The sequence below is a fragment of the Malikia sp. genome (assembly GCF_028687635.1).
In the GTDB taxonomy this organism is placed as follows: Bacteria; Pseudomonadota; Gammaproteobacteria; order Burkholderiales; family Burkholderiaceae_C; genus Malikia.
In genome coordinates, this window is the sequence record NZ_JAQTZS010000002.1 from 24,135 (window position 1) to 47,416 (window position 23,282).

Genomic DNA, 23,282 nt, shown 5'->3' on the forward strand with positions numbered 1-23,282 from the left:
ACAGGCAAGCTGGCGGCCCTTTTTTGCTGTGCTTGCTTGATCGAATGGCGGGGCTTTCTTTATCATTGGGGATTACCGCACGGTAGTCGATGGTCTGCCGTATGAGTGTATGAGCTCCGTTACTGAAAGAGTGAAGCAATGGCTGGAAGACTCGATGAGGCCCTGGGTTTCTATGAGAACGCGCTGCGTCTGCGCGCGCAGCGCCAGCAGGTGCTGGCCTCCAATATCGCCAACGCCGACACGCCCCACTTCAAGGCGCGCGACTTCGATTTCGCGCAGGCCATGCAGGCGGCCATGGGGGCCAGCAGTCCGGCTTCGCCCGAGCTGGCGCGTACCCATGCCGGACATCTGGCCGCCGAGCCTGCCGCCCTGTCCGCGATCGAACTCAAGCCTCGCCAAAGCCAGCAGAACAGCTTCGATGGCAACACGGTGGAGATGGACCGCGAACGCAGCGCCTTCACCGAGAATGCCCTGCGCTACGAGGCCGGCGCGACCCTGGTCCAGTCCAAGATCAAGGGCATTCTGAGTGTGATTCAAGGGTAAGCATGTCATTGTTGAATATTTTCCAGATCGCCGGTTCGGCCATGACGGCGCAGAGCCAGCGGCTGAACGTGGTGGCCAGCAACCTCGCGAACGCCGAGAGCAGCAGCGGGCCCGACGGCCAGGCTTACCGTGCCAAGCAGGTCCAGTTCATGGTCGCGCCCCTGCCGGATAAAATGACGGCGGGTGTCAAGGTGGAGAAGGTCATCGAGGACCAGGCACCGCCCAAGCTGGTCTACAACCCCAGCCATCCACAGGCCAACGAGCAGGGCTATGTCGCCATGCCCAACGTCAACGTGGTCGATGAAATGGTCAACATGTTGTCGGCTACCCGGTCCTACCAGACCAATGTCGAGACCCTGAACGCCGCCAAGTCCATGTTGCTCAAAACGCTGGCCCTGGGCCAGTAATACCAGGAGTTCACCGATGGCCATCAACAGCTTGACCAGCAACAGCAGCGCGGGCACGGCGACCGCGGCCGCCGCCACATCGCCGGCGCAGACTTCCGTCGATGAGGCGCAATCCCGCTTCATGAAGTTGCTGGTGACCCAGTTGCAGAACCAGGATCCGATGAACCCGATGGACAATGCCCAGTTGACGACTCAGATCGCCCAGCTCAACACCGTCACCGGGATCAACAAGCTCAACGACAGCATGCAGTCGCTGCTGACTGGTCTGCAGACCAGCCAGACGGTGCAGGCCACCAGCCTGATCGGGCGCTCGGTGCTGGTGCCGGGCGCTTCGGTCCAGCTGCCCGAGGGGCAACCGGCGACGATGATGGTCGATCTGGCGCAGGCGGCTGACACCCTGCAGCTGACGATACGCGACAGCGCCGGCAAGCTCGTGCGCGCGCAGACGCTCGGTGCCCAGTCCGCTGGACAGCAAAGCCTGGACTGGGACGGCAAGACCGATGCCGGCACCAGCGCGCCGGCGGGTACTTACCAGTTCGAAGTCAAGGCTTCGAGTGGCGGGCAGTCCGTCACGGCCACCGCGCTGACGTTCGCCCAGGTCGCCAGCGTGTCGCTGTCGGGGGGCAGCGTCAAGCTCGACATCCCCTCGCTGGGCCAGGTGGCCCTGGCCGATGTACGTCAGGTCCGTTGATCGGTTTTTATTACCTTAACCTAGTAAATATATGGCTTTCAATATCGACTCCACCAGTCTGCTCTCCGCCAGCGCACGTCTGGACGTGATAGGCAACAACATCTCCAACTCAAGCACCGTCGGCTTCAAGGGATCCGAGTTCGATAGCGTGCTGGCTTCCTCGATGTCCAATGACCTCGGCTCCAAGAAAGCCGGTTCGCGCCAGTTGTTCACGACGGGCAGCTTCGTCTCGTCGGCCAGCCCGCTGGACATGGCGATCGATGGCAAGGGCTTCTTTCGCGTGATCAGCGACGGCGCCACGGTCTACACCCGCGATGGCCAGTTCAAGACCGATCGCTATGGCAGCGTGGTGAACTCGGCCGGCGACAAGCTGATGGGCTACGCCGCCAATGCCGCCGGCAATCTGGATGCGGGCAAGGTGGTGCCGCTCTCGATCAACCTGGATGCCTTGCCGGCCACGGCCACCAGTGAGCTCAAGATCGACCTGATGCTCGATACGCGCAAGGAAGTCATCGATCAGTCCACGACGCCCTTCGATCCCAAGGACCCGACGACTTACACCGACTCCACGACCGCGGCGGTCTATGACGGGCAGGGCAACTCACACGATGTCCGCACCTTCTACGTCAAGACCGCGGTTGACCAGTGGAAGACCTACGCCACCGTCGATGGTGAGTTCGTCGACACCAGCAAGAGCAGCCTGGGGACCTTGAGTTTTGGCTCCGATGGCCTGTTGAAGCCAGCCAATTATTTCACCCATCAAGCCAGCCCGGGTCAATACATCAACATTGAAGCCAGCCTGGACATGGCCAAGTCGGCCTGGGATGTGAAGCCCGATACCCCCTCTACGGTGACTTTTGATCCGCTAAATCCGCAAAAACCCTATCAGCTCGACAAGCGGGAAGTCTATGACGCGACGGGTGTGGCGCATGCGGTCAACAGCTACTACGTCAACAGCAAGGATGTCAATGACAACCCGATCGTGGATGTCTACGTTGCTGTCGATGGTGGCAAGCTGGGCACCAGCGGCCAGGTCGGTTCTTTCAACCTGAACGCGTCCAACGGCGTGCTGGAGTTCACCTCCAATGGCACGCTCACTGCCGAGGCCAATCCCTTATTCAATGTGCCGGTGGGCATCAAGAATATCAATTACGATGTCAATTCGACGGTGAACCTGGAAGATCTCCGTGGCGTCCTTGATGGCGGGCCGACGGCATTCATCGATTCGACGGCCAATCCGTTCGATCCGGCAACGGCTGCGTCCTACACGAAGCTGTATTCCCACACCTTCACCGACGACGGCCCATCCAAGGCCACTCACCAGGTGGATACCTACTATGTGAGGAAATCCCCGGGCGGCGAGTCCGATGTCTACATGGCCATCGACGGCAAGCTGGTCGGCACCGACGGCAAGGTCGGCACCTACGTGGGTAACGGCCTGGATACTGCAACTAAAAAGTATTCGACTTTTGCCTTCGCCTCGAATGGGGCATTGGCGAACGGACAGAACGGCATCTTCACCGTGCCGGTGGGCGGCGCGACCCAGAGCGTGGCGCTGGACCTGAACAAGGCGATGCAATACGCCAGCAGTTTCGTCGCCCCTGCGGAGCAGAACGGCGGCGCGGGCGCCAACATGGAAAGCTACAAGGTCGATGCGCAAGGCATGATCGTCGCGCGCTACAGCGACGGCCGTTCCAAGTTGATGGGTCAGGTCGTGCTGGCCACGTTCGCCAGCACGGACGGTCTGGCTCAGGTGGGTTCGAACCAGTGGCGCGAGACCTCCGCCTCGGGGGTGGCGCAGAATGCCACGCCCGGTCTGTTGGCAACCGGCTTGATCCAGGGCTCCTCGAAGGAGCAGGCCAACGTGGATATTTCCGCTGAGATGATCAACATGATCACGGCACAGCGCATCTTCCAGGCGGCGGCCGAGATGGTCAAGAAGCAGGACGAGAACATGCAGACCGTGGTCGGTCTGGCGCGTTGAGCGCCCGCTGAGTTCCAGCCATGGATCGCCTGATCTACACCGCGATGACCGGGGCCAACCAGGTCGTCGCGCAGCAAACCACGGTGGCGCACAATCTGGCCAACGTGTCGACCACGGGTTTCCGGGCCCAGATCGATGCGTTTCGCGCCGCTCCGGTCGAGGGCAGTGGCCTGGCCACGCGCACCCAGGTGCAGGACGACACCGTGGCGGCCGACTTCACTCCCGGCGCCATTCAGCAAACCGGACGCGAGCTGGACATGGCCATCCAGGGGCCGGGCTGGTTCGCGGTGCAGGGGGCCGATGGCAGCGAGGCCTACACCCGCAACGGTGCCTTGCGCGTTTCGGAAAACGGACTGTTGCAGACCCAGACCGGTCGGCTGGTGCTGGGGGATGGTGGCCCGATCACGATTCCACCCGACGCCCGCTTGATGGTGGGCGGTGACGGGACCTTGTCCTTTCTGGTTCCCGGTGTCGTGCCGGCGGCTTCCGAGATCATCGGTCGCGTCAAGCTGGTCAACCCCCCGACCGACCAGATGGTGCGTGGCGACGATGGCCTGTTTCGCCTGCGCAATGACGCTCCCGTCGAGGTCGACAATCAGGTGGTGCTGCTCGGCGGGGCGCTCGAAGCCAGCAACGTCAGCGTCGTGGATTCGATGGTGCGCATGATCAGTCTGGGTCGCCAGTTCGACACCCAGATGAGCCTGCTCAAGAACGCGGACAGCAATTCGTCCAAGGCCGATCAAATTCTCGGCCTGAACTGACAGGCGCGCTGAGCGCGCCGCAATGAACACAAGGATACAGACATGATGCGCTCGCTGTGGGTCGCCAAGACCGGGCTGGAAGCCCAGCAGACCCAGATGGACGTGATCAGCAACAACCTGGCCAACGTCGGAACGAATGGTTTCAAGCGCTCGCGCGCCGTCTTCGAGGATCTGCTGTATCAGACCATGCGCCAGCCCGGTGCCCAGTCGTCCCAGCAGACCCAGCTGCCCACCGGCATGCAACTCGGCACCGGCGTGCGCCCGGTCGCGGCCGAGCGCATGCATACCCAGGGCAATCTGCAGGCGACCGGCAACAGCAAGGACGTGGCGATCGATGGCCAGGGCTTCTTCCAGGTGCTGATGCCCGATGGCAACATGGCCTATACGCGCGCCGGCTACTTCAACATCGACAACCAGGGGCAGCTCGTGACGCCGAGCGGCTATCTGGTGCAGCCCGCCATCACGGTGCCCGCGGAAGCCCAGGTGCTGACCATCACCCGTGACGGCCTGGTCAGCGTGACATTGCCCAACGCGGCCGAGAGCACGCCCATCGGCAACTTGCAGCTGGCCAGTTTCATGAATCCGGCAGGTCTGGAATCCAAGGGCGAGAACCTTTATGTCGAAACCGCCGCCTCGGGGGCTCCCGTGGTCAATACACCGGGCACCAATGGCCTGGGCCTGCTGTCCCAGGGCTATGTGGAGACCTCGAACGTGAACGTGGTCGAGGAGATGGTCAACATGATCCAGACCCAGCGCGCCTACGAGATCAACAGCAAGGCGATCACGGCATCGGATCAGATGCTGCAGAAGGTGGCACAGCTTTGATGAAACCCCACAGTCTTGCGCGGCGCGCAGCGTGGCCCCTGCTGGGGGCGCTGCTGGCTGGCTGCAGTGCCGTCGAGCCGACGACCATCCTGTCGTCGCCGACCAGTACGCGCCCGACCGCTGCGCCGGTATCGATCGCTCCCAGCAATGGCGCCATTTTCCAGGTCAGCAGCTTTCGGCCGATGTTCGAGGACCGCCGCGCGCGTGCCGTGGGCGACATCCTGAGCGTGGTCATCAGCGAACGATCCTCTGCCAACCAGGGCAGCAAGGCGGACGCGACCCGCGAAGGCAAGGCCAAGAACACCGTGAATTCCCTTCCCATCATCACCACGGGCCTCAACACGCTGTTGGGCATGGATGTCGAGGGCAAGAGCAAGTTCAGCCTCAACAACAATGGCGGGGCCAAGAACGATTTCAACAGCCGGGTCGCCGTCACGGTGATCGAGGTCTTGTCAAACGGGAACCTGCTGATCAGCGGCGAAAAGCAGATCGGCCTGGATCAGGGCACCGAATTCGTGCGTATCTCGGGCGTGGTCGCGCCCTCGGTCATCGGTCCTGGCAATCTGGTCGAGTCGCAGAACGTGGCGGATGCTCGCATCGAATACCGGACCAACAGCCAGATCGACAAAGCCCAGCTCAACGCCATGATGAACCGCTTCTTCTACAGCGTGCTGCCGCTGTGACCAGGACCAGGGATCGTGTGATGTGGGTTTCCAGATCCAGGCGACTGGCGCTCTGCGGCCTGTGCTGGCTGGCCTGGCTGGTCCCGACGGGAGCCCAGGCCGAGCGACTCAAGGACTTGAGTTCCCTGCAGGGCGTGCGACAGAACCAGCTGCTGGGCTATGGACTGGTGGTGGGCCTCGATGGCACCGGCGACCAGACTCCGTTCACGGTGCAAAGTGCCAGGAGCATGTTGCAGCAGATGGGGGTCAACCTGAGCGAGAAGGACAAGCTTCAGGCCAAGAACGTGGCTGGCGTGGTGATCACCGCGGTGATGCCGGCCTTCGCGCAGCCCGGACAGACGCTGGATGTCACCGTCTCGTCGCTGGGCAGTGCCAAGAGCTTGCGTGGCGGCACCTTGCTGATGACGCCGCTCAAGGGCGCCGACGGTCAGATCTACGCCATCGCGCAGGGCAATTTGCTGGTGGGGGGGGCCGGGGCCTCCGCGGGGGGCAGCTCGGCTCAGGTCAATCACCTGAGCGCGGGGCGCATCGCGGCAGGGGCCACTGTCGAGCGGGGGGTGGCCACGCCACTGGGTCAGGGCGAGTATGTGTCGCTGGAGCTCAAGGACGGTGATTTCAGCACCGCCAGCCGCGTGGTCGAGGCCGTCAATCAGCGCTTTGGCGCTGGCACGGCCATGGCGCAGAACTCCCGTGTCGTGCAGGTGCGCGCGCCGCTGTCCTATGACGAGCGGGTGGCCTTCCTGGGAGCGCTGGAGCAGGTTGATGTCAAGCCGGCTCCGGTACAAGCCAAGGTGGTGCTGAACGCGCGCACCGGCTCCATCGTGATGAACCAGGCGGTCACGGTGGATGCCTGTGCGATCGCGCATGGCAACCTGTCCGTCGTGATCAGCACCACCACCAACGTGAGTCAGCCCGCGCCGCTGTCCGGTGGCCAGACCGTCGTGACCCAGAACAGCCAGGTCGCCATGCAGCAGGATGCCGGCAAGCTCATGCTGGTCGGCCCGGCCGTTCAGCTGTCGGAGGTGGTCAAGGGCCTGAATGCCATTGGCGTCACGCCGCAGGATCTGCTCGCCATCCTGCAGGCCATGAAGGCGGCCGGGGCCTTGCGGGCCGAGCTGGAAATCATTTAAGGAGTGTGTCGATGAGCCTTTCACCGACGGATGCCCGCCAGCAGCTGGCCTTGGATGTGCAGGGACTGGGGGCGCTGCGGGCGTCCGCCAAGCAGAACTCGCCCCAGGCGCTCAAGGAGTCGGCCAAGCAGTTCGAGGCCATGTTCCTCAACATGATGCTCAAGAGCATGAGGCAGGCTACGGTCAGCGACGGCCTGACGGACAGTCAGGACAGCCAGCTTTATACGTCGATGTTCGACCAGCAGATCAGTCAGAGCATGGCCCAGCGCGGCATGGGCCTGGCCGACATGCTGCTGCGCCAGCTCAGCACCCAGCAGCTCGCGCCTCAGGCTCAGGCTCAGGCTCAGGCTCAGGCTCAGGCTCAGGCGGTCACCCCGGCGCTGGTATCGCAGCAGCAGTCGCAGGCACCGTCTCCCGCCGTCGCCGAGCGCTCATTGGCGCCGCGGGCGTCACAGCCCGGCGCGGGCGTGAATCCGGTCAACCCTGACGCGGCTCCCAAGCGGCTGGCCTCCGATCCGGTGCAGCAGTTTCGGGCCACCATGGGCGCTCATGCCGATGAGGCGGCGCGCCTGACGGGGCTGCCCGCGTCCTTCATCCTGGGCCAGGCGGCGCTCGAAAGCGGTTGGGGTCGGCGCCAGATCAGCGCCGCCGACGGCACGCCCAGCTACAACTTGTTCGGCATCAAGGCCAGCGCGGGCTGGAAGGGCCGGGTAGTCGAGGTCGCCACCACCGAATATGTGCAGGGCGTGCCGCAAAAGACGGTGGCCCGTTTTCGCGCCTACGATTCCCATGCCGATGCTTTCCGGGACTACGCGGCCCTGTTGCTCAACAGTCCACGCTATGAGCGCGTGTTGAGCCAGGGACAGACCGTGGCCGGCTTCGCACAGGGCCTGCAAAAAGCCGGCTATGCCACCGACCCCGCCTATGCGGTCAAGCTCGCGCGCGTGATCCAGCGCGCCTCATCGGCCTGACCCAAAGATCGGTGGCTGCCGCCCTCATGTTTTGCGGCGTTTGACCGATATAGATAGAAAGAAAGTCTTCGATCATCATGTCCACCATTTTTTCTATCGGGCAGAGCGCGCTGAGCGCCGCGCAAGTCGGCGTCAACACGGCGGGCAACAATATCGCCAATGTTTCGACGCCCGGCTACAGCCGCCAGCAGGTGGTGCAAACCGTGGCCCCCTCGGGGCAGGGCACCCAGGTGGCCGAGGTCCAGCGCGTCTACAGCGACTATCTGGGCAAGCAGCTGGTTTCCTCCCAGTCGGCCAACAGCCAGCTGCAGACGCAGTACAGCCAGATCCAGCCGATCGACCAGCTGCTGTCGGACTCGACCACGGCGGGCCTGGGCCCGGCGCTGCAGAACTTTTTCGACGGCCTGCAAGATCTCGCGGCGGCTCCCGCCGATCCCGTCGCGCGCCAGGCCGTGCTCGCCAACGCGGAGGCCTTGAGCGCCGGCTTCAACGACCTGAGCGGCCGTCTGGAGGAGGTCGGTCAGAGCCTGAATCAGCAAATCTCCAGCAGCGTGGAGCAGGTCAACAATGCCGCCCAGCGCCTGGCCGAGCTGAACCAGGCGATCCTGTCATCGACCAACCTCAACGACGGCAAGCCCGCCAATGAGCTGGTCGACCAGCGCAACCAGCTGGTCAGCGATCTCAGCCAGCAGATCAAGGTCACCGCGAGCGAGCGGGGAGGGCAGTTCAACCTGTTCATCGGCAACGGCCAGCCCCTGGTGCTGGGCAGCAAGCCTTATTCCCTGCAGGCCGTCGCGTCGAAGACCGATCCGAGACGGACCGAAGCGGCCTATGGCGACGGCACGCCGATGAAGGCCGACGACTTCGCTGGCGGGGCGCTGGGTGGCTTGCTGGAATTCCGCGAGCAGACCCTGGTTCCGACGCAAAACGCCCTCGGGCGCATCGCCATGGGGCTGGCCAGTGGCATGAACGCCCAGCATCGCGAGGGCATCACGCTCGGCAACCAGGCGGGCGGTGATTTCTTCAGCCTGCCCGACACGAGCACCGAGGCCACGGCGGCCGGTGCGATCAGGCTGGCCATCACGGACGTCAAGGACATCGCGGCCGCGGCCAAGGGCTCGGCCGTCGGCGACAACAGCAACCTGCTCAAGATGATCGATCTGCAGTCGGCCAAGGTGCTCGATGGCAACACGCGCAGCTACCAGTCGGCCTATGTGCAGCTGGTCGGCCAGGTCGGCAGCAAGACCCGCGAGCTCGAAGTCACGAGCACGGCCTCGAAGCAGATCCAGGCCCAGGCCGAGCGCTCGCTGCAGGGTGTCGCGGGCGTGAACCTCGATGAGGAGGCGGCCAACCTGATTCGTTACCAGCAGTCCTACCAGGCTGCCGGCAAGGTCATCCAGCTGGCCAAGCAGCTGTTCGACACCGTGCTGTCGATCAGCAACTAAAGGAGAAGCCTGATGCGCATCAGCACCAACACCCTATTCGACAGCAGCAGTGCCCGCCTGAGCGGTCTGCAGTCCAGGCTCGACCGCACGATGCAGCAGCTCGGCTCGGACAGCAAGCTCCTCACGGCCGCCGACGATCCGGTGGCGGCCTCGCGCGCGCTCGAGGTCGGGCTTTCGTCCGCCAACAACGACCAGCATGCCCGCAACCGCACCCAGCTCAGGAATTCGCTGGGTCTGATCGATGGCGCCATGTCCGGCATGAGCGATGCCCTCATGGGCATCAATGATCAAGTCCTGACCGCCGGCAATGCCGCGCTCTCGGATGGAGAGTTCAGCGCGGTGGCGCAGGCGCTGCAAGGGCAGCTCGACCAGCTGATGTCGCTGGCCAACACCCGCGATGGCTCTGGCAACTACCTGTTCGGGGGGCATCAGACGGCCAATCCCCCTTATGTCAAGGATGACGTCAGCGGCGCGGTGGCTTATCAGGGCGACCAGGGACAGCAGCTGCTGCCGCTGGACGGCTCGCGCAAGATGGCCATGAGCGAGGCCGGCAGCGTGCTGTTCGCGAAAGACCAGAGCGGCGCCGATATCTTCAGTCGCCTGAAGGACGCCATCGGGGCGCTGCAGCCCGGCCAGTCGGCCGCCACCCGCAGCGAAAAGCTGGCCGCCCTCGGCGCCAGCTACACCGAGACCTTCAGCAGTGTCACGCGCAGCCAGGCCTCGGTCGGCATCCGGCTCAACGAGCTCGATCAGGCCGATACCCAGGGCAGCGACCGCAAGCTGCAGTACGCCGAGATCACTTCCAGCCTGAAGGATCTCGACTACAACCAGTCCCTCTCCGATCTGGCGCGCCAGCAGCTGACCTTGGAGGCGGCCCAGAAGTCGTTCCAGCAGGTCAGCAACCTGAGCCTGTTCAACTACCTCAACTGAGTCCTGCGTCGCCGCGCCGCCTTTTCGGCGGCGGGAAATTGCCCCTTGGTTCAGTCGGCTTGCGTCAGGGCGGCATCCGTGTCCCGCAGTCGGAACATGCGCATCGAATTGTTCACGACCCGCGACTGGACCCGCAGGGCGTCGGCCGTGGCGGACAGCTCCTCGACCATGCTGGCGTTTTGCTGGGTCACCTGGTCCAGGTGGACGATGACTTCGCCGACTTGCAAGATGCCTTGCCGCTGCTCATGCGAGGCGTGACTGATCTCGTCGAGCACGGTCGCCACGCCGTTGACCGCCGTCAGGGCCTCCCGCATGCGCTCTTGCGCCTCGTTCGTGCGAGCGCTGCCCGTCCTGACCTGGTCGGATGATTCGGCGATCAGCTGCTTGATCTCGCGTGCCGCTTCGGCCGTGCGGTGCGCCAGTGCCCGCACCTCGGCGGCCACGACCGCGAAGCCGCGTCCCGATTCGCCCGCGCGTGCGGCCTCGACGGCCGCGTTGAGCGCGAGGATGTTGGTCTGGAAGGCGACCCCTTCGATCACCAGGGTGATTTCGCTGATCCTGCGCGAGGATTCGGTGATCTCGCTCATGGTGGTGGCCACGGCCTGCACCGCCGAGTGGCTGCGCTCGGCCAGGCTGGCCGTGTGCCGCGACTGGGTGGCGCCGTTCTGTGCGATTTCCGTACTGTGCTGCACGGTGCCGCTGAGCTGTTCCATTGACGCCGCCGTTTCTTCCAGGCTGCTGGCGGCGCTGGTGGTGCGTGTTGCCAGATCATGGTTGCCCGCGACGATCTCCTCGATGCTGTCGTGCAGGTTCAGGCTTTCCTGGCGCACATCCTGGATCACGGTTCGGGTGTTGACGTAGAGCTGGGCCAGGGCCTGCTGCAACTGGCCGATCATGCCCGGGCGGTCGGTCGTGACCTGGCACGACAGGTCGCCCGAGGCCATCCGGGTGATCTCGACCTGCATCAAGCGCAGCGGCGACAGGATCAGCGCTACGTTCTGGCGGTGCATCAGCCAGGCGGCGAGGGGAATCGCCAGCAGCAGCGCCGGCCAGGGCAGCAGCCTGGCCGTGAGCGCGACGAGCAGGAGCAGACCCAGGTCCGCCACGGTGAACTGGATCCGGGTATCCGGGTGTTTCAGGCGCCGCAGCCATTCGCGCAGGCCGGTGCGGCGTATCTGGCCTTGCCGCAGCCGGGTGGAGAGCCGTCCACCCGCCGCCTCGGCGCGCATGCCCGCATAGCGTTGCTCGGCCTGCGCCACCTCGGCGCGCGATGGCAGGGTGCGCACCGACATGAAGCCCAGGATGCGACCCGCGCTGTCGCTGATCGGCGTCACATGGGCCTTGACCCAGTAGTGATCGCCATTCTTGCGCCGGTTCTTGACCAGCGCACTCCAGAGCTTGCCGCTGGCGGTGGTCTCCCACAGGTCGCGAAAGGCTTCCTGCGGCATGTCGGGATGACGCACGATGTTGTGCGGCTGGCCCAGCAGTTCATCGGCGCTGTAGCCGCTGACCGCGATGAACGCGGGGTTGCAATAGGTGATGTGGCCTTTTCGATCGGTGACGGACACCAGATTGAGTTGGCCCGAGAACTGGTACTCCTGCTGGGTGACAGGCTGGTTGTTGCGCATGCTGAGACTGGGAATGATTCAGGTAAGAAGGCATGCACCAGCGGGGCAGGTCTGGCGCTGCCATAGCAGTCGAGCCGAATTATCAATCAAAGATTGATATAAGTCAAAAATATGGGATAAAAATGCGATAAATGGAGAGAAAAGGCCGCATTTTTTACTTCTTGCGATCCACTTCAGTCGGGTACCAGCAACAGAGTGAACTGGCGCACCAATTGCAGGCAATCCTGCAGCAAGCCCAGCAGCGGGGTGCTCCAGTACGGCAACGTCAGGCCCAGCATCAGCAGGCCCACCAGCAGCGTGACCGGAAAGCCGATGCTGAACAGGTTGAGCTGAGGCGCGGCGCGCGTCAGCACGGCCAAGGCCAGGTTGGTGATCAACAGTGCCGTGACGATCGGCAGCGACAGTTGCAGCCCGATGCTGAAGATCCGGCTGCCCCAGTAGACCAGTTGCGACCAGCCGTTGCGGTTGGTCTGGAGCGTGCTGATGGGCAGGCTCTGGAAGCTGTCCACCAGGCTGTCGATCAGCAGCAGGTGCAGGTCGCTCCAGAGAAAGAGCATCAGCGTCAGCTGCATCATGAACTGGCTGACGACCGAGGTGCGCCCCTGCGAATGCGGGTCGAAGAAGGTCGCGAAACCCAGGCCCATGCTCATGCCTATCATCTCGCCGGCCAGCTCCACCCCGGTGAACAACAGCCGCACCACGAAGCCGATGGCCGTGCCGATCAGGAATTGCTGGACCAGGATCAGCAATGCCGTCCAAGACATCGGATCCTGGACCGGGACGGTGGGCAGACCGGGGGCGACCAGGGCCGCGATGGCGATGCCGAGTCCGAGCCGCACGCGCACGGGCAGGCTGCGGTCACTCAGGACGGGGGCGGTGGTGAACAGGCCCAGGATGCGCACCAGTGGCCACATGAAGGCGCTGACCCAGCTCAGCAGCTGGCCGGTGGTGATCTCGACCATGCCGCCGTCAGCTGGCGAAGTTGGGGATGCTCGTGAGCATCAGGCGGAAATAGTCCGTCAGCGTGGCAAGCATCCAGGGGCCGGCAATCACCAGTGTCGCGAAGATGGCGAGCAGCTTGGGGATGAAGGACAGCGTGGCTTCGTTGATCTGCGTGGCGGCCTGGAAGATGCTGATCAGCAAGCCCACCACCAGCGTCACCAGCAGCAGCGGCGCGGCCACCAGCACCATGACCTCGATCGCCTGTCGCGCCAGCGACATGATCATTTCAGGTGTCATGCCGTGTCCTCAGTAAAAGCTTTGCGCCAGCGAGCCCAGCAGCAACTGCCAGCCATCGACCAGGACGAACAGCATCAGCTTCAGGGGCAGCGAGACGATGGAGGGCGAGACCATCATCATGCCCATCGCCATCAGCACGCTGGCGACCACCATGTCGATGATGATGAAGGGGATGAAGATCGCAAAGCCGATCTGGAATGCCGTCTTGAGTTCGCTGGTGACGAAGGCGGGGACCAGCACGCGCAGCGGAATGTCCTTGGCTTCGGCCGGTGCCGGCATGTTCGACAGCTTCACGAACAGCGCGAGGTCGGTCTGGCGTGTCTGCTTGAGCATGAATTCGGTCAGTGGCAGGCTGGCGCGCTTCAAGGCTCGCTCGACCGAGATCCGGTTTTCCGACAGCGGCTTGTAGGCGGTGGCGTAGATCTGGTCGAGCACCGGGCTCATGACGAACAGGCTCAGGAACAGCGACAGTCCGATCAGGACCTGGTTGGGCGGCGACGACTGGGTGCCGATCGCCATGCGCAGCAGGGACAGCACGATGATGATGCGGGTGAAGCTCGTCATCATGAGCAAGACGGCTGGCAGGAAGGTCAGCGAGGTCAGCAGCAGCAGGATCTGCAGGTTCAGGCTGTAGGTGCGGCTGCCGTTGGCGGCGGCCCGCGACACGCTGATGCCGGGCAGGTTCTGGGCTTCTGCCACCAGGGGCAGCAGGCACGAGGCCAGCAGCAGGCCGGCGAACAGGGCCGGCAGACGCAGCCGTGGCGGTAGCAATTTATTGAACATGACGAGAGACGAGGTATTTTTCGAGCCAGGATGCCGCACCGGACTGGCTGGCCGGGTTTTCTTCGAGCAGTGGCGGCTCCGGGAATTCGAGCAGGGTGTTGACCTGCCCGGCGGCCACGCCCACCAGCAACCAGCGGCCACCGACTTCCAGCAGCACCGCGCGTTCGCGCGCACCGAGCGGAACCATGGCTTGCACCTTGATGGCGGCGCGCATGCCACCACGAGGCTTGTACCAGCGCCCGATCAGCCAGGCCAGGGCGGCCAGCAAGCCCAGCACCAGTGCCAGTGCCAGCGTGGTCTGTAGCAGGTTGGTGATCATCGATTCAACTTGCGTATGCGTTCGGCCGGCGTCGTGATGTCGGTCAGCCGGATACCGAACTTGTCGTTGACCACCACGACCTCGCCCTGGGCGATCAGGCAGCCGTTGACCAGCACGTCCATCGGCTCGCCGGCCAGGCCGTTGAGCTCGACGACCGAACCCTGTGCTAGTTGCAGCAGCTGCTTGATCGAGATCTTGGTGCGGCCGAGTTCAACCGTCAGATGGACGGGGATATCCAGGATGAAGTCGATGTCCGGGCCGGTGCTGGAATGGGCCGCCGGTGCCGACAGGTCCTTGAACACGCCGGCTCCTGCTTGCGCACCCGAAGGGGCGGCAGGTGCCGCCGGCGTGGCTTCGGACTGGGCTTGTTCGGACAGTGCCGCCCCCCAGATGTCGTCCGTGACGGTTTGGTCGTCATCATTCGTCATGCGTTGCTCCTTAGGCATTGGCGCCAGAATTGTGGATTAGCTTTTCGACGCGCAGGGCATACTGGTCATTGAGCTTGCCGTAGCTGCACTCCAGAATCGGTACCTCGTCGACCTTCAGTTCCACGGTCTCCGGCATGGTGATCGGGATGATGTCGCCCACCTTGAACTTCAATACCTCGCGCAGGGTGCTCGGGATCGAGCACAGGTTCGCGTAGGCCTCCACCTCGGCGTCCTGGATTTGCTTCTGCATTCGCTTGATCCAGCGCTGATCCAGCGTCTGCAATTCGCTTTTCATCGGGTCGGACAGCACATCCTTGATCGGTTCCAGCATGGCGTATGGCATGCAGATGTACAGGTTGGCTGAGATGGGCCCGACTTCAATGGTGAAGGTGGTCGACACCACCACCTCGTTGGGCGTGGCAATGTTGGCGAACTGGGTGTTCATCTCCGATCGGATGAACTCGTATTCGATCGGATAGACCGATTGCCAGGACTTGTGCTGCGATTCGAAGACGATCTGCAGCACGCGATGGATCGTGCGCTGTTCGGTCTGCGTGAATTCGCGCCCTTCGATCCGGGTCTGGAAGCGCCCGTCGCCACCGAAGAAATTGTCCACCAGCATGAACACCAGATCCGGCGCCAGAATCACCATGGCCGTTCCGCGCAGGGGCTTGATGTGCACCAGGTTCAGGTTGGTCGGCACGACCAGGTTGCGCAGGAACTCGCTGTACTTGGTCACGCGCACCGGACCGCAGGCGATTTCCGCCGTGCGTCGCAGGAAGTTGTACAAGCCAATCCGCAACAGGCCGGCAAAGCGTTCGTTGATCAGTTCCAGTGCCGGCAGGCGGCCGCGCACGATGCGCTCTTCCGTGGCCAGGTTGTAGGGGCGAACCGACGCCTCCACCTGGGGCAAGACCTCCTCTTCGACTTCGCCGTTCATGCCCTGAAGCAGGGCATCGACCTCGTCCTGAGAAAGGAACTTTTCGCTTGACATGACTACTGAATGACGAATGAAGTGATGAAGACATTGGCCACATCCAGCGAGGGCATGCCGGAAGCCAGCGGCTCGTTAACGAGATCCAGGATTTCCTTCGTCAGTTGATTCTTGCCTTCGATCGTCGAGATTTCCTCGGCGGTCTTGCCCGACAGCATCAGCAGCAGGCGGCTGCGGATTTGTGGCAGATAGTTCTTCAGGGTCGCGGCCTCTTCCGCCGTGGCAACCTGCAGATTGAACGTCGCTTGCAGGAATTGCCGGTTGGGTTGCAGGTTGACCGTGAAGGGATCCAGGGCCACGAACACTGGCGGCAGAGCGGGTTCGCCTTTCTTTGGTTTCTTCTTGGCCTTGGAGGCCTCGGCGGCTTCTTCCGTGTCTTGTTCGGCGTGGGCTGATTTCTGCATGAAGAACCAGGCAGCACCACCGCCAACCAGCAGCAAAGCCACCAATGCCACGATCAGCATCAGTTTCTTTTTTGATTTCTTGCCGCCTCCGGCTTCGTCGGTCGGGGTGGAGTTGTCTTTTTTTTCAGCCTGGGAGGACATTGGAAACAGTAAAGGTGGTTGATTGATTCTTGGCGGTTCAGGCGAACAGGTTGATCAGCCCTTGACCTCTCGCCCGCGGCAACGGCAGGGAGGCTTCCTCCGGCGCGACGCCATGGTTGCCCGCGTCGGTGGTCTGGGCGGCTTGCCTGGGCTGGCGCGATCCCTGGTCAGGGGTGTGCGAGCTGACGTCTGTCTGTCCGAGTCCGACGCCGGCCTGGCCGAACATTTCGCGCAGGACCGGAATCGAGTCCTGCAGTGCCTGACGCACCTCGGGCTGGGCCGAAACGAATTGGACCATGGCTTGCTGGTTTTCGATCTGGACGGTCACCTGGATCGGACCCAGGTGTGGCGGATTGAGTGTCAGGCTGGCCTGCTGCAGCTGGTCTTGCGCGAGCCAGAGCACGCGCTGACTGACGGCCTGATCCCAGCCCCGGTTGCCGAATCCCGTCAGGATCTCATGCCTCACGGTCGGAACATTCGCGGCGGTCGATTCGAGCGCTGGATTCCTGGGCGCCATCGGTGCCGCTGGCGCGATGCCCTGTGCCTCGCTGACGTCGTGGCGCGTGCCCGATGTGGTCACTGGCAGTTCCGGGGCGGCGCCCCCTTGCTGGGCGCGAGCGTCGCTGGCCGCATTGGCACTGGCGCTGTCGCCGCGGTTCTCGCCCGTGCTGTCGCCGGTGGCGCGCCGGTCGACCATCGCAGCCGAATCGGCTGCCGTTGCGGGCGTCGCGACTGGCGTTGGCATGGGCGTCGGGGTCGCGACGGGCGTCCCGCGCTCGCTCGCGCCAGGCGGCACACCGTCCGGTCCGGACTCTGCTGCGTTCTGCACCTGCATGGCCATGGCCTGTGCCTGTTCGCCCGCCAGTGCCAGGGTGGCGGCATCCGGTGTCAGGGTCGCTGCGTCTGCTGCCTCGCGTTCAGTCGGCCGCTCCTGCTGGGACTCCTGGCTCGTGCCACCGGCAGACCCGGCTATTTGAGTGGCTGCCAGGGCAGCGCTGGCGGCCGAGTCTGGCGCCAACGCCGCAGCCTCGGCCACCGATTCATCTTCCTGCCGAGCAGCGGATGCCGCCTGCTGGCTGGGCGCGCGGCTGTCGAGACGGGTCAGCGTGACAGGACTGGCCGCCGCCGTTGCCGTTGCCGTTGCCGTTGCCGGATTTTGCGCCTGCGCGGCGACGAAGGCAGTCTGGTCGGATTGGCCAGTCTGCCCCGGGGTCCAAGTCGCAGCTTCCTGATTCGGCACCTGAGCGGGAGCGGGCGCCGCGAGGCTATCGGCCCGAAGTTGCAGCATCAGCGCGAGCATGTCGACGGCGTCCACGGAGGCGCGATCCGGCGCTGCGGGGGTATCCGTCATCCTCGCCTGGGCGGCAGGCATCCCTGCTTCGCCCGGAGCGCCCGGTGGCAGTGCTGGGGCGACCGCGGCTGCGCCTGAAGGCGTGGGCTCGGGCTGGGGATTGCCGCCCGCCATCTGCCCGTTCAGCACCTCGCTGAACGCGCCTGCGGGTTCGCTGCCTGCATAGGTGCCAGCGGCACTGCTGGAGGTCAGCATTGACAGACTGCCCGTGGGCAAGGAGAAAGAGGTCATGCTCATGTGGGCGGGGCTCGGTTCATGGTCTCGGCCGGCGGCGCGCGGCTTGTTCGTCGGTCTGCTTCTGATCCCGCTGGTTTTCCTTGTGCAGCGCCCCTTGCAGGGCCCGACGCGACAGGGTGTCGAAGGACAGCCGCTTGCGCTCGCAAAGCTGCCAGTGGCTGCGCTGGCTTTCCACCCCCAGCCGACTCGCGGCCAGGGCTCGTGTCTGCTGTTCCACTGCCAGGTCAAGGTTCTTGATGAACCCCAGAAAGTTCAGGTGATCGGCGGCTGTCAGCCCCTGGCGCAGCTTGTGCTGCAACTGGGCGACATACTCCTCTCGATAGGATTCCAGCAAGTTTAGCTTCTGCTGGGCCTGTTCGCTGAGCCGAATCGCTTCTCCGAGGCGTTTGGCTGCTTCTTCCGATTGCTTGGTCGACAAGTCGACCAGCGTCTCGATCACGCTGGGGTGTGCCATATGGGATTATGGTTTTCGCGTGGGCGTTCCGTTCATTGGAACAACGTGGAAAGTTCCCGCAAGCTCTGCGCAATGCCGGCCTGCTCGTGTATGCCTTGCTGCAGGAAGCGCTCGATCTGCGGGTGCCTGGCGATCGCCTCGTCGATCAGTGGGTCGCTGCCGGGGCTGTAGGCGCCCACGTTGATCAGGTCGCGGTTGCGCTGGTAGCGCGACATCAGTTGCTTGAGCCGGCGCGTGAGCTTCTGGTGCGACTCGTCGGTGATGTTGTGCATGGCGCGGCTGATCGACTGCTCGACGTCGATCGCCGGGTAGTGGCCGGCTTCGGCCAATGTGCGGTTGAGCACGATATGGCCGTCCAGGATCGCCCGCGCCGAGTCGGCGATTGGGTCCTGCTGGTCGTCGCCCTCGGTCAGCACCGTGTAGAAGGCCGTGATCGAGCCACCGCCGGCCTCGCCGTTGCCGGCGCGCTCCACCAGCGCGGGCAGCTTGGCGAACACCGAGGGCGGATAGCCCTTGGTCGCGGGTGGCTCGCCAATCGCCAGCGCGATCTCGCGCTGCGCCATCGCGTAGCGCGTGAGCGAATCCATGATCAGCAGCACGTTCTTGCCCTGGTCGCGGAAATGTTCGGCGATCAAGGTCGTGTAGGCCGCGCCCTGCAAGCGCAGCAGCGGCGGGTTGTCGGCGGGGGCCGCCACCACCACCGAGCGCGCCAGGCCTTCCTCGCCCAGGATCTGCTCGATGAACTCCTTGACCTCGCGGCCGCGCTCGCCGATCAGTCCGACCACGATCACGTCGGCCGCCGTGTAGCGCGCCATCATGCCCAGCAGCATGCTCTTGCCCACGCCCGAGCCCGCGAACAGACCCATGCGCTGGCCCCGTCCCACCGTGAGCATGCTGTTGATCGCGCGCACGCCGACGTCCAGCGTCTGCGAGATCGGCTCGCGCCGCAGCGGGTTCATCGCCCGCACATAGAGCGGCGCGGTCGCGTGGCTCTTGAGCGGGCCGAGCAGGTCGAGCGGGCGCCCGGTGGCGTCGAGCACACGACCGAGCAGCGCGTCGCCGACCGGCAGATGGCGGCCATCGGCCGTCGGGCGCTGCCGGGTGCGGCGCTCATGCAGCCGTGGCGCGGTCCGGGCGCCCAGGGTCGGGATCACCGGGGCGCCAGGCTGCACCCCTTCGACGTCGCCGAGCGGCATCAGGAACAGGCGCTCGCGCTCGAAGCCCACCACTTCGGCATCGAGCCGGAAGCCGCTCGGCAGCGGGACGTGACAGGGGCTGCCGACGGGCAACTGCAAGCCCACGGCCTCCATCACCAGGCCGGCGACGCGCGTCACGCGGCCGAACGGCCGCAGCGTCTCGCAATGTTCGATCTGCTGTTGGCAGTGTTGCAGGAAGCCGGTCCAGCTGGGCGTCTTGTCCATGGCTCAGTCGGTCTCCGGCAGCAGCCAGTCATCGTCACGGCCCAGCGTTTCCTGCAGCCGGCGCCAGCGCGTCGCGAGCGTGGCATCGATCACATTGGTTCCGGTCTCGATGCGGCAGTCGCCGCGCTCCAGGTGGCTGTCGGCGCGCAAGCGCCAGCCGGCGGCCTGGAGTCCCGAGCCGCGCATGTTTTCCAGCAGTTCCAGATCCTGCGGATGCAGCAGCAAGGTGGCGGGCAATTGCAGCAGCGGCAGGCTGTGCAGCGCCTCGTCGATGGCGGGCAGCAGCAAGGTGGGTTGCACCTTCAGGGCCGCTTTCAGCATCGCCTTGGCGATCTGCAGCGCCAGCGTCAGCAGCTGCTGGGCGACTTCCTCCCGCGCCTGCTGGATCTGCTGCTCGAACACCTGGCACAGCTGGTCCAGCGCCTCGCAGCGTGCCGTCACTTCGCGCTGACCCTCGGTCAATCCCCGGGCGTGACCTTCCTTGAGGCCGGTGGCGCGGCCTTCCTGCCGCCCTTCCTGGTAGCCCGTTTGATAGCCCGCCTGGCGGCCGGCTTCGCGTGCCGCCAGCATCTCCTGCGCCAGCTTGGCCGCCGCGGCCGCATCGGGGTCTTGCCTGGCGTGGGCTTTGGCGTGCGGGGACTTGCGCTCGGCGCGCTCCTCCAGCAGCGAGGCCAGCTCCCAGCGCTGGTAGGCGGTCTGCATGGACGGGGGGGGGCGCTCGCGGTCAGACAAACGCATCTCCTCCGCCCGCCAGCGTGATCTGGCCTTCGTCCGCCAGACGACGCACGATCTGCAGGATTTCCTTTTGCTGCTTTTCCACGTCCGACAGCCGCACCGGCCCCTTGGCCTGCAGGTCCTCGCGCATCATGTCGGCGGCACGCTGCGACATGTTCTTGAAGATCTTGGTCTTGAGCTCGTCGGTCGCACCCTTGAGCGCGACGATCAGCGCCTCGGACGGCACCTCGCGCAGGATGACCTGGATGTCGCGGTCCTGGATGTCGAGGATGTTGTCGAACACGAACATCTTGTCGAGCACCTCCTGCGCCAGGTTCGGGTCGTAATTCTTGAGGTTCTCGATGATCGAGGTTTCGGCATCCCCGTTCATGAAGTTCATGATTTCGGCCATGGTCTGGACGCCGCCCATGGCTTTCTTGCGCAGGTTGTCGTTGCCCGTCAGCAGCTTGTTGAGCACATCGTTGAGCTCGCTGAGCGCGGCTGGCTGCACGCCGTCGAGCGTGGCGATGCGCAGCGTCACCTCGTGGCGGGTGCGCTCGGACAGTTCGTTCAGTACCTCGCTGGCGTGGTAGGGTTCCAGGTGCACGAGGATGGTGGCGATGATCTGCGGGTGTTCGTTGCGGATCAGGTCCGCCACCGCCTTGCCCTCCATCCACTTGAGGCTCTCGAAGCCGCTGGCATCGCGCGTGATCAGGATGCGGTTGATCAGCCAGGAAGCCTTGTCCTCGTCGAGCGCCTTGTTCAGGACGTCGCGGATGTAATCCTCGGGCGGCAGGCCGAACGAGGTCGTCTTGGAGGTTTCTTCGACGAAATCCTGCAGCACCTGATCGACCATCTTGCGGGTCACCCCCTTGATTTCGGCCATCGCCTTGCCAAGCTTCTGGACCTCGCGCGGATCCAGATGCTTGATGATCTCGGCCGCCGCTTCCTGGCCGAGTGACAGCATCAGGACGGCTGCTTTTTGAATGCCATTTTCACTCATCGTTCATCCAGCCCCGCACAATATCGGCCACCATCTTGGGGTCCTTCATGGTCATCGCCTTGGCGGCTTGCAGATTGCTGCGGTAGACCTGTTCCTTTTCCTCTTCTTCCGCTTCGATTTCCTGCCGCGTCTTGCGCGGTATCGCGGGTTCGGCTCTGTTGGCGCTTTCGGTGCTGGCCTCATAGACAGTCGGCTGTTCGGTCGGCGCGGCTGCGATGGGTTCGGGAGGGGGCTCCGGTGGCTTGGGCGGCTCGGGGTTGAGCTGCTTGACCATCGGGCGCAGCAGCTTGAAGTACAGGTAGCCCAGCACCAGCAGCGACAGCAGGTACTGCACGGCTGACTTGGCAAACTCCAGGGTGGCGAATGGCTTCCAGAACGGCTCCTCGGGAACGGCTTCCTGCAGCGTCTCGGCAAAGGCGCTGTTCATCACGTTGAGCGAGTCGCCGCGCTGCTGGTTGTAGCCCATGGCCTCCTTGATCAGATCGGTGATCTGGGTCTTTTCCTGATCCGTCAGCGGTCGGGTGGTGACCTTGCCGTCCGCACCCACCTCGCGCTTGTGGTTGACCACCACCGCCACGTTCAGACGCTTGATGCCGCCCATGGCCTGCTGGGTGTAGCTGATGGTCTTGTCGAGCTCGTAGTTGACCGTGCTTTCCTTTTGTGCGCTGTTGGCGCTGGCCGACGGGGTGGCGGTGCCCCCTGGCTGGTTCGCGGCGGCTCCCGGCACGCCACCCGGCTTGGGTTCGGAGCTGCTCGACTCGTTCGACCGCTGACTGCGGATGGCCGATACCTCGGGCGGGCTGTTGGGCTTGTAGCTCTCCGCGGCTTGCTCGACCCGGGAGAAATCCACCTCGGCCGTGGCCTCGGCCCGCACGTTGCCGTTGCCCACGACCGGCGTCAGGATGGATTCGATGCGCTTGACGATGGCGTCTTGCAGGTCCTGCACATACTTGAGCTGGGACGGGTCGAGCTGGGTGTTGGCGCGGCGGTTCTCGGGCGAGGACAGCAACAAGCCGTTCTGGTCCACCACCGTCACGTTCTTGGCGGTGAGCTCGGGCACGCTGCTAGACACCAGGTGGATGATGGAGCTGACCTGCTGCGCATCCAGCGTGCGACCGGGGTACAGGTTGACCATCACGGCAGCCGTGGGCTGCTGCTTGTCGCGCACGAACACGGAGGGCTTGGGGATGGCCAGGTGGACCCGCGCCGATTGCACCATGGCGATCGAGTTGATCGAGCGCGCCAGTTCCCCCTCCAGGGCACGCTGGAAGTTGACCTGTTCCAGAAACTGCGACACGCCGAGCTTCTGGTTCTCCATCAGCTCGAAGCCCACGTTGCCGCCCTTGGGCAGGCCCTGTGAAGCCAGCTTCAGGCGCGTGTCATGGACCCGCTCGGCTGGCACCAGGATCGCGCCGCCACCCTCCGCGAACTGGTAGGGGATGTTCATCTGCTGCAGCGCGGCAATGATGGCGCCGCCATCGCGGTCAGAGAAGTTGGTCAGCAGCACCTTGTAGGCGGGTTTCTGGTTCCACATCCAGATCGCCGCCATCAGGGCCAGCACCATGGCGATGCCCGCGCCGGCAGCCAGGTTACGGCCGAGGGCGCTCTTGAAAAACTCCATGAAGCCGTTCGTTCGTGCTTCAGATTCAGTGGCCATGTTGGCTTTCTGCTCCAGGGCTCAAGGCTTGTCGGAAAGGAGGGTGGGGCAAGGGGTGGCTGGCGTGAGCCGGGACGCTGCATTGTCCCTGTTCGGCCTTCGGTCAATGGCTCAAACAGAGCCCGAAATCCCATGCTGA

At 64.3% G+C, this 23,282-nt stretch carries 25 protein-coding genes; 11 read left to right on the forward strand and 14 right to left on the reverse strand.

The window, feature by feature from the left end; translation table 11 throughout:
• Positions 1-138: 138 nt before the first annotated feature.
• The 11 genes from flgB (at position 139) to flgL (ending at position 10,370) form a co-directional block, all read left to right on the forward strand.
• Complete coding sequence (flgB, locus tag PHR85_RS01590; RefSeq protein WP_300049628.1) at positions 139-543, forward strand: flagellar basal body rod protein FlgB; 405 nt, start codon at positions 139-141, stop codon at positions 541-543.
• 2 nt (positions 544-545) lie between these two features.
• Complete coding sequence (gene flgC / locus PHR85_RS01595) at positions 546-950, forward strand: flagellar basal body rod protein FlgC (RefSeq protein ID WP_300049630.1); 405 nt, start codon at positions 546-548, stop codon at positions 948-950.
• Positions 951-966: 16 nt separating this feature from the next.
• Positions 967-1,641 carry a flagellar hook assembly protein FlgD gene (locus PHR85_RS01600; protein WP_300049632.1) on the forward strand — a complete coding sequence of 225 codons (675 nt, stop codon included), beginning with the start codon at positions 967-969 and terminating at the stop codon, positions 1,639-1,641.
• 31 nt (positions 1,642-1,672) lie between these two features.
• A complete protein-coding gene (locus tag PHR85_RS01605; protein ID WP_300049634.1) occupies positions 1,673-3,625 on the forward strand; it encodes a flagellar hook-basal body complex protein in 1,953 nt (650 codons plus the stop codon).
• A 20-nt stretch (positions 3,626-3,645) separates the two neighbouring features.
• A complete protein-coding gene (gene flgF / locus PHR85_RS01610; RefSeq protein WP_300049636.1) occupies positions 3,646-4,386 on the forward strand; it encodes a flagellar basal-body rod protein FlgF in 741 nt (246 codons plus the stop codon).
• 42 nt (positions 4,387-4,428) lie between these two features.
• Complete coding sequence (gene flgG / locus PHR85_RS01615) at positions 4,429-5,211, forward strand: flagellar basal-body rod protein FlgG (protein WP_300049638.1); 783 nt, start codon at positions 4,429-4,431, stop codon at positions 5,209-5,211.
• Entirely contained in the window at positions 5,211-5,894 is a 684-nt protein-coding gene (locus PHR85_RS01620) for a flagellar basal body L-ring protein FlgH (protein ID WP_300049640.1), read from the forward strand. The genes flgG and PHR85_RS01620 overlap by 1 nt, the downstream gene beginning before the upstream one ends.
• A 20-nt stretch (positions 5,895-5,914) precedes the next feature.
• Positions 5,915-7,024, forward strand: coding sequence for a flagellar basal body P-ring protein FlgI (locus PHR85_RS01625; protein ID WP_300049642.1), 1,110 nt, complete (start codon positions 5,915-5,917; stop codon positions 7,022-7,024).
• 11 nt (positions 7,025-7,035) lie between these two features.
• Positions 7,036-7,995 (forward strand): flagellar assembly peptidoglycan hydrolase FlgJ, encoded by a 960-nt coding sequence (flgJ, locus tag PHR85_RS01630; RefSeq protein ID WP_300049644.1) that lies wholly within the window; start codon positions 7,036-7,038, stop codon positions 7,993-7,995.
• Positions 7,996-8,072: 77 nt separating this feature from the next.
• Positions 8,073-9,440: a flagellar hook-associated protein FlgK gene (flgK, locus tag PHR85_RS01635; RefSeq protein WP_300049646.1), complete on the forward strand. Its 1,368-nt coding sequence runs from the start codon at positions 8,073-8,075 to the stop codon at positions 9,438-9,440.
• Positions 9,441-9,452: 12 nt separating this feature from the next.
• Positions 9,453-10,370, forward strand: a complete 918-nt coding sequence (flgL, locus tag PHR85_RS01640; RefSeq protein WP_300049648.1) for a flagellar hook-associated protein FlgL — start codon at positions 9,453-9,455, stop codon at positions 10,368-10,370.
• Between the two features lie 50 nt (positions 10,371-10,420).
• On the opposite strand, the gene PHR85_RS01645 is transcribed toward flgL, so the two are convergent.
• From PHR85_RS01645 to fliF, 14 genes are all read right to left on the reverse strand, one after another.
• Positions 10,421-11,998 (reverse strand): methyl-accepting chemotaxis protein, encoded by a 1,578-nt coding sequence (locus PHR85_RS01645; protein WP_300049650.1) that lies wholly within the window; start codon positions 11,996-11,998, stop codon positions 10,421-10,423.
• A 173-nt stretch (positions 11,999-12,171) separates the two neighbouring features.
• A complete protein-coding gene (gene fliR, locus PHR85_RS01650) occupies positions 12,172-12,960 on the reverse strand; it encodes a flagellar biosynthetic protein FliR (RefSeq protein WP_300049652.1) in 789 nt (262 codons plus the stop codon).
• 7 nt (positions 12,961-12,967) lie between these two features.
• The gene (gene fliQ / locus PHR85_RS01655) at positions 12,968-13,237 is read right to left on the reverse strand and encodes a flagellar biosynthesis protein FliQ (RefSeq protein ID WP_300049654.1); all 270 of its coding nucleotides are present in this window, start codon (positions 13,235-13,237) and stop codon (positions 12,968-12,970) included.
• Between the two features lie 9 nt (positions 13,238-13,246).
• Entirely contained in the window at positions 13,247-14,020 is a 774-nt protein-coding gene (gene fliP / locus PHR85_RS01660; RefSeq protein ID WP_300049656.1) for a flagellar type III secretion system pore protein FliP, read from the reverse strand.
• A complete protein-coding gene (gene fliO / locus PHR85_RS01665; protein ID WP_300049657.1) occupies positions 14,010-14,339 on the reverse strand; it encodes a flagellar biosynthetic protein FliO in 330 nt (109 codons plus the stop codon). Before fliO ends, fliP begins: the two co-directional genes overlap by 11 nt.
• Positions 14,336-14,767 (reverse strand): flagellar motor switch protein FliN, encoded by a 432-nt coding sequence (gene fliN, locus PHR85_RS01670; RefSeq protein ID WP_300049659.1) that lies wholly within the window; start codon positions 14,765-14,767, stop codon positions 14,336-14,338. The genes fliO and fliN overlap by 4 nt, the downstream gene beginning before the upstream one ends.
• Positions 14,768-14,777: 10 nt before the next feature.
• A complete protein-coding gene (fliM, locus tag PHR85_RS01675) occupies positions 14,778-15,761 on the reverse strand; it encodes a flagellar motor switch protein FliM (RefSeq protein WP_300049661.1) in 984 nt (327 codons plus the stop codon).
• A gap of 2 nt (positions 15,762-15,763) precedes the next feature.
• Positions 15,764-16,306 (reverse strand): flagellar basal body-associated protein FliL, encoded by a 543-nt coding sequence (fliL, locus tag PHR85_RS01680; RefSeq protein WP_300049663.1) that lies wholly within the window; start codon positions 16,304-16,306, stop codon positions 15,764-15,766.
• A gap of 37 nt (positions 16,307-16,343) precedes the next feature.
• Positions 16,344-17,888: a flagellar hook-length control protein FliK gene (locus PHR85_RS01685; RefSeq protein ID WP_300049665.1), complete on the reverse strand. Its 1,545-nt coding sequence runs from the start codon at positions 17,886-17,888 to the stop codon at positions 16,344-16,346.
• 22 nt (positions 17,889-17,910) lie between these two features.
• Positions 17,911-18,333, reverse strand: coding sequence for a flagellar export protein FliJ (fliJ, locus tag PHR85_RS01690; protein WP_300049667.1), 423 nt, complete (start codon positions 18,331-18,333; stop codon positions 17,911-17,913).
• Between the two features lie 47 nt (positions 18,334-18,380).
• Positions 18,381-19,769 (reverse strand): flagellar protein export ATPase FliI, encoded by a 1,389-nt coding sequence (fliI, locus tag PHR85_RS01695; protein WP_300049669.1) that lies wholly within the window; start codon positions 19,767-19,769, stop codon positions 18,381-18,383.
• Positions 19,770-19,772: 3 nt separating this feature from the next.
• Positions 19,773-20,471, reverse strand: a complete 699-nt coding sequence (gene fliH, locus PHR85_RS01700) for a flagellar assembly protein FliH (RefSeq protein ID WP_300049671.1) — start codon at positions 20,469-20,471, stop codon at positions 19,773-19,775.
• A gap of 22 nt (positions 20,472-20,493) precedes the next feature.
• Complete coding sequence (gene fliG, locus PHR85_RS01705) at positions 20,494-21,486, reverse strand: flagellar motor switch protein FliG (RefSeq protein WP_300049673.1); 993 nt, start codon at positions 21,484-21,486, stop codon at positions 20,494-20,496.
• Positions 21,479-23,143, reverse strand: coding sequence for a flagellar basal-body MS-ring/collar protein FliF (gene fliF, locus PHR85_RS01710; RefSeq protein ID WP_300049675.1), 1,665 nt, complete (start codon positions 23,141-23,143; stop codon positions 21,479-21,481). Before fliF ends, fliG begins: the two co-directional genes overlap by 8 nt.
• Positions 23,144-23,282: the final 139 nt, after the last annotated feature.

What these genes read in the sequence shown, in the direction of transcription:
- PHR85_RS01620 (WP_300049640.1), top strand. Translation starts at nt 5,211, where the DNA reads ATGAAACCCCACAGTCTTGCGCGGCGCGCAGCGTGGCCCCTGCTGGGG.
- PHR85_RS01645 (WP_300049650.1), bottom strand. Translation starts at nt 11,998, where the DNA reads ATGCGCAACAACCAGCCTGTCACCCAGCAGGAGTACCAGTTCTCGGGC.
- PHR85_RS01625 (WP_300049642.1), top strand. Translation starts at nt 5,915, where the DNA reads ATGTGGGTTTCCAGATCCAGGCGACTGGCGCTCTGCGGCCTGTGCTGG.
- fliL (WP_300049663.1), bottom strand. Translation starts at nt 16,306, where the DNA reads ATGTCCTCCCAGGCTGAAAAAAAAGACAACTCCACCCCGACCGACGAA.
- fliQ (WP_300049654.1), bottom strand. Translation starts at nt 13,237, where the DNA reads ATGACACCTGAAATGATCATGTCGCTGGCGCGACAGGCGATCGAGGTC.
- fliI (WP_300049669.1), bottom strand. Translation starts at nt 19,769, where the DNA reads ATGGACAAGACGCCCAGCTGGACCGGCTTCCTGCAACACTGCCAACAG.
- flgF (WP_300049636.1), top strand. Translation starts at nt 3,646, where the DNA reads ATGGATCGCCTGATCTACACCGCGATGACCGGGGCCAACCAGGTCGTC.
- fliG (WP_300049673.1), bottom strand. Translation starts at nt 21,486, where the DNA reads ATGAGTGAAAATGGCATTCAAAAAGCAGCCGTCCTGATGCTGTCACTC.
- flgL (WP_300049648.1), top strand. Translation starts at nt 9,453, where the DNA reads ATGCGCATCAGCACCAACACCCTATTCGACAGCAGCAGTGCCCGCCTG.
- PHR85_RS01600 (WP_300049632.1), top strand. Translation starts at nt 967, where the DNA reads ATGGCCATCAACAGCTTGACCAGCAACAGCAGCGCGGGCACGGCGACC.
- fliH (WP_300049671.1), bottom strand. Translation starts at nt 20,471, where the DNA reads ATGCAGACCGCCTACCAGCGCTGGGAGCTGGCCTCGCTGCTGGAGGAG.
- fliO (WP_300049657.1), bottom strand. Translation starts at nt 14,339, where the DNA reads ATGATCACCAACCTGCTACAGACCACGCTGGCACTGGCACTGGTGCTG.
- flgK (WP_300049646.1), top strand. Translation starts at nt 8,073, where the DNA reads ATGTCCACCATTTTTTCTATCGGGCAGAGCGCGCTGAGCGCCGCGCAA.
- fliP (WP_300049656.1), bottom strand. Translation starts at nt 14,020, where the DNA reads ATGTTCAATAAATTGCTACCGCCACGGCTGCGTCTGCCGGCCCTGTTC.
- PHR85_RS01685 (WP_300049665.1), bottom strand. Translation starts at nt 17,888, where the DNA reads ATGACCTCTTTCTCCTTGCCCACGGGCAGTCTGTCAATGCTGACCTCC.
- flgB (WP_300049628.1), top strand. Translation starts at nt 139, where the DNA reads ATGGCTGGAAGACTCGATGAGGCCCTGGGTTTCTATGAGAACGCGCTG.
- PHR85_RS01605 (WP_300049634.1), top strand. Translation starts at nt 1,673, where the DNA reads ATGGCTTTCAATATCGACTCCACCAGTCTGCTCTCCGCCAGCGCACGT.
- fliN (WP_300049659.1), bottom strand. Translation starts at nt 14,767, where the DNA reads ATGACGAATGATGACGACCAAACCGTCACGGACGACATCTGGGGGGCG.
- flgG (WP_300049638.1), top strand. Translation starts at nt 4,429, where the DNA reads ATGATGCGCTCGCTGTGGGTCGCCAAGACCGGGCTGGAAGCCCAGCAG.
- fliR (WP_300049652.1), bottom strand. Translation starts at nt 12,960, where the DNA reads ATGGTCGAGATCACCACCGGCCAGCTGCTGAGCTGGGTCAGCGCCTTC.
- flgJ (WP_300049644.1), top strand. Translation starts at nt 7,036, where the DNA reads ATGAGCCTTTCACCGACGGATGCCCGCCAGCAGCTGGCCTTGGATGTG.
- flgC (WP_300049630.1), top strand. Translation starts at nt 546, where the DNA reads ATGTCATTGTTGAATATTTTCCAGATCGCCGGTTCGGCCATGACGGCG.
- fliM (WP_300049661.1), bottom strand. Translation starts at nt 15,761, where the DNA reads ATGTCAAGCGAAAAGTTCCTTTCTCAGGACGAGGTCGATGCCCTGCTT.
- fliF (WP_300049675.1), bottom strand. Translation starts at nt 23,143, where the DNA reads ATGGCCACTGAATCTGAAGCACGAACGAACGGCTTCATGGAGTTTTTC.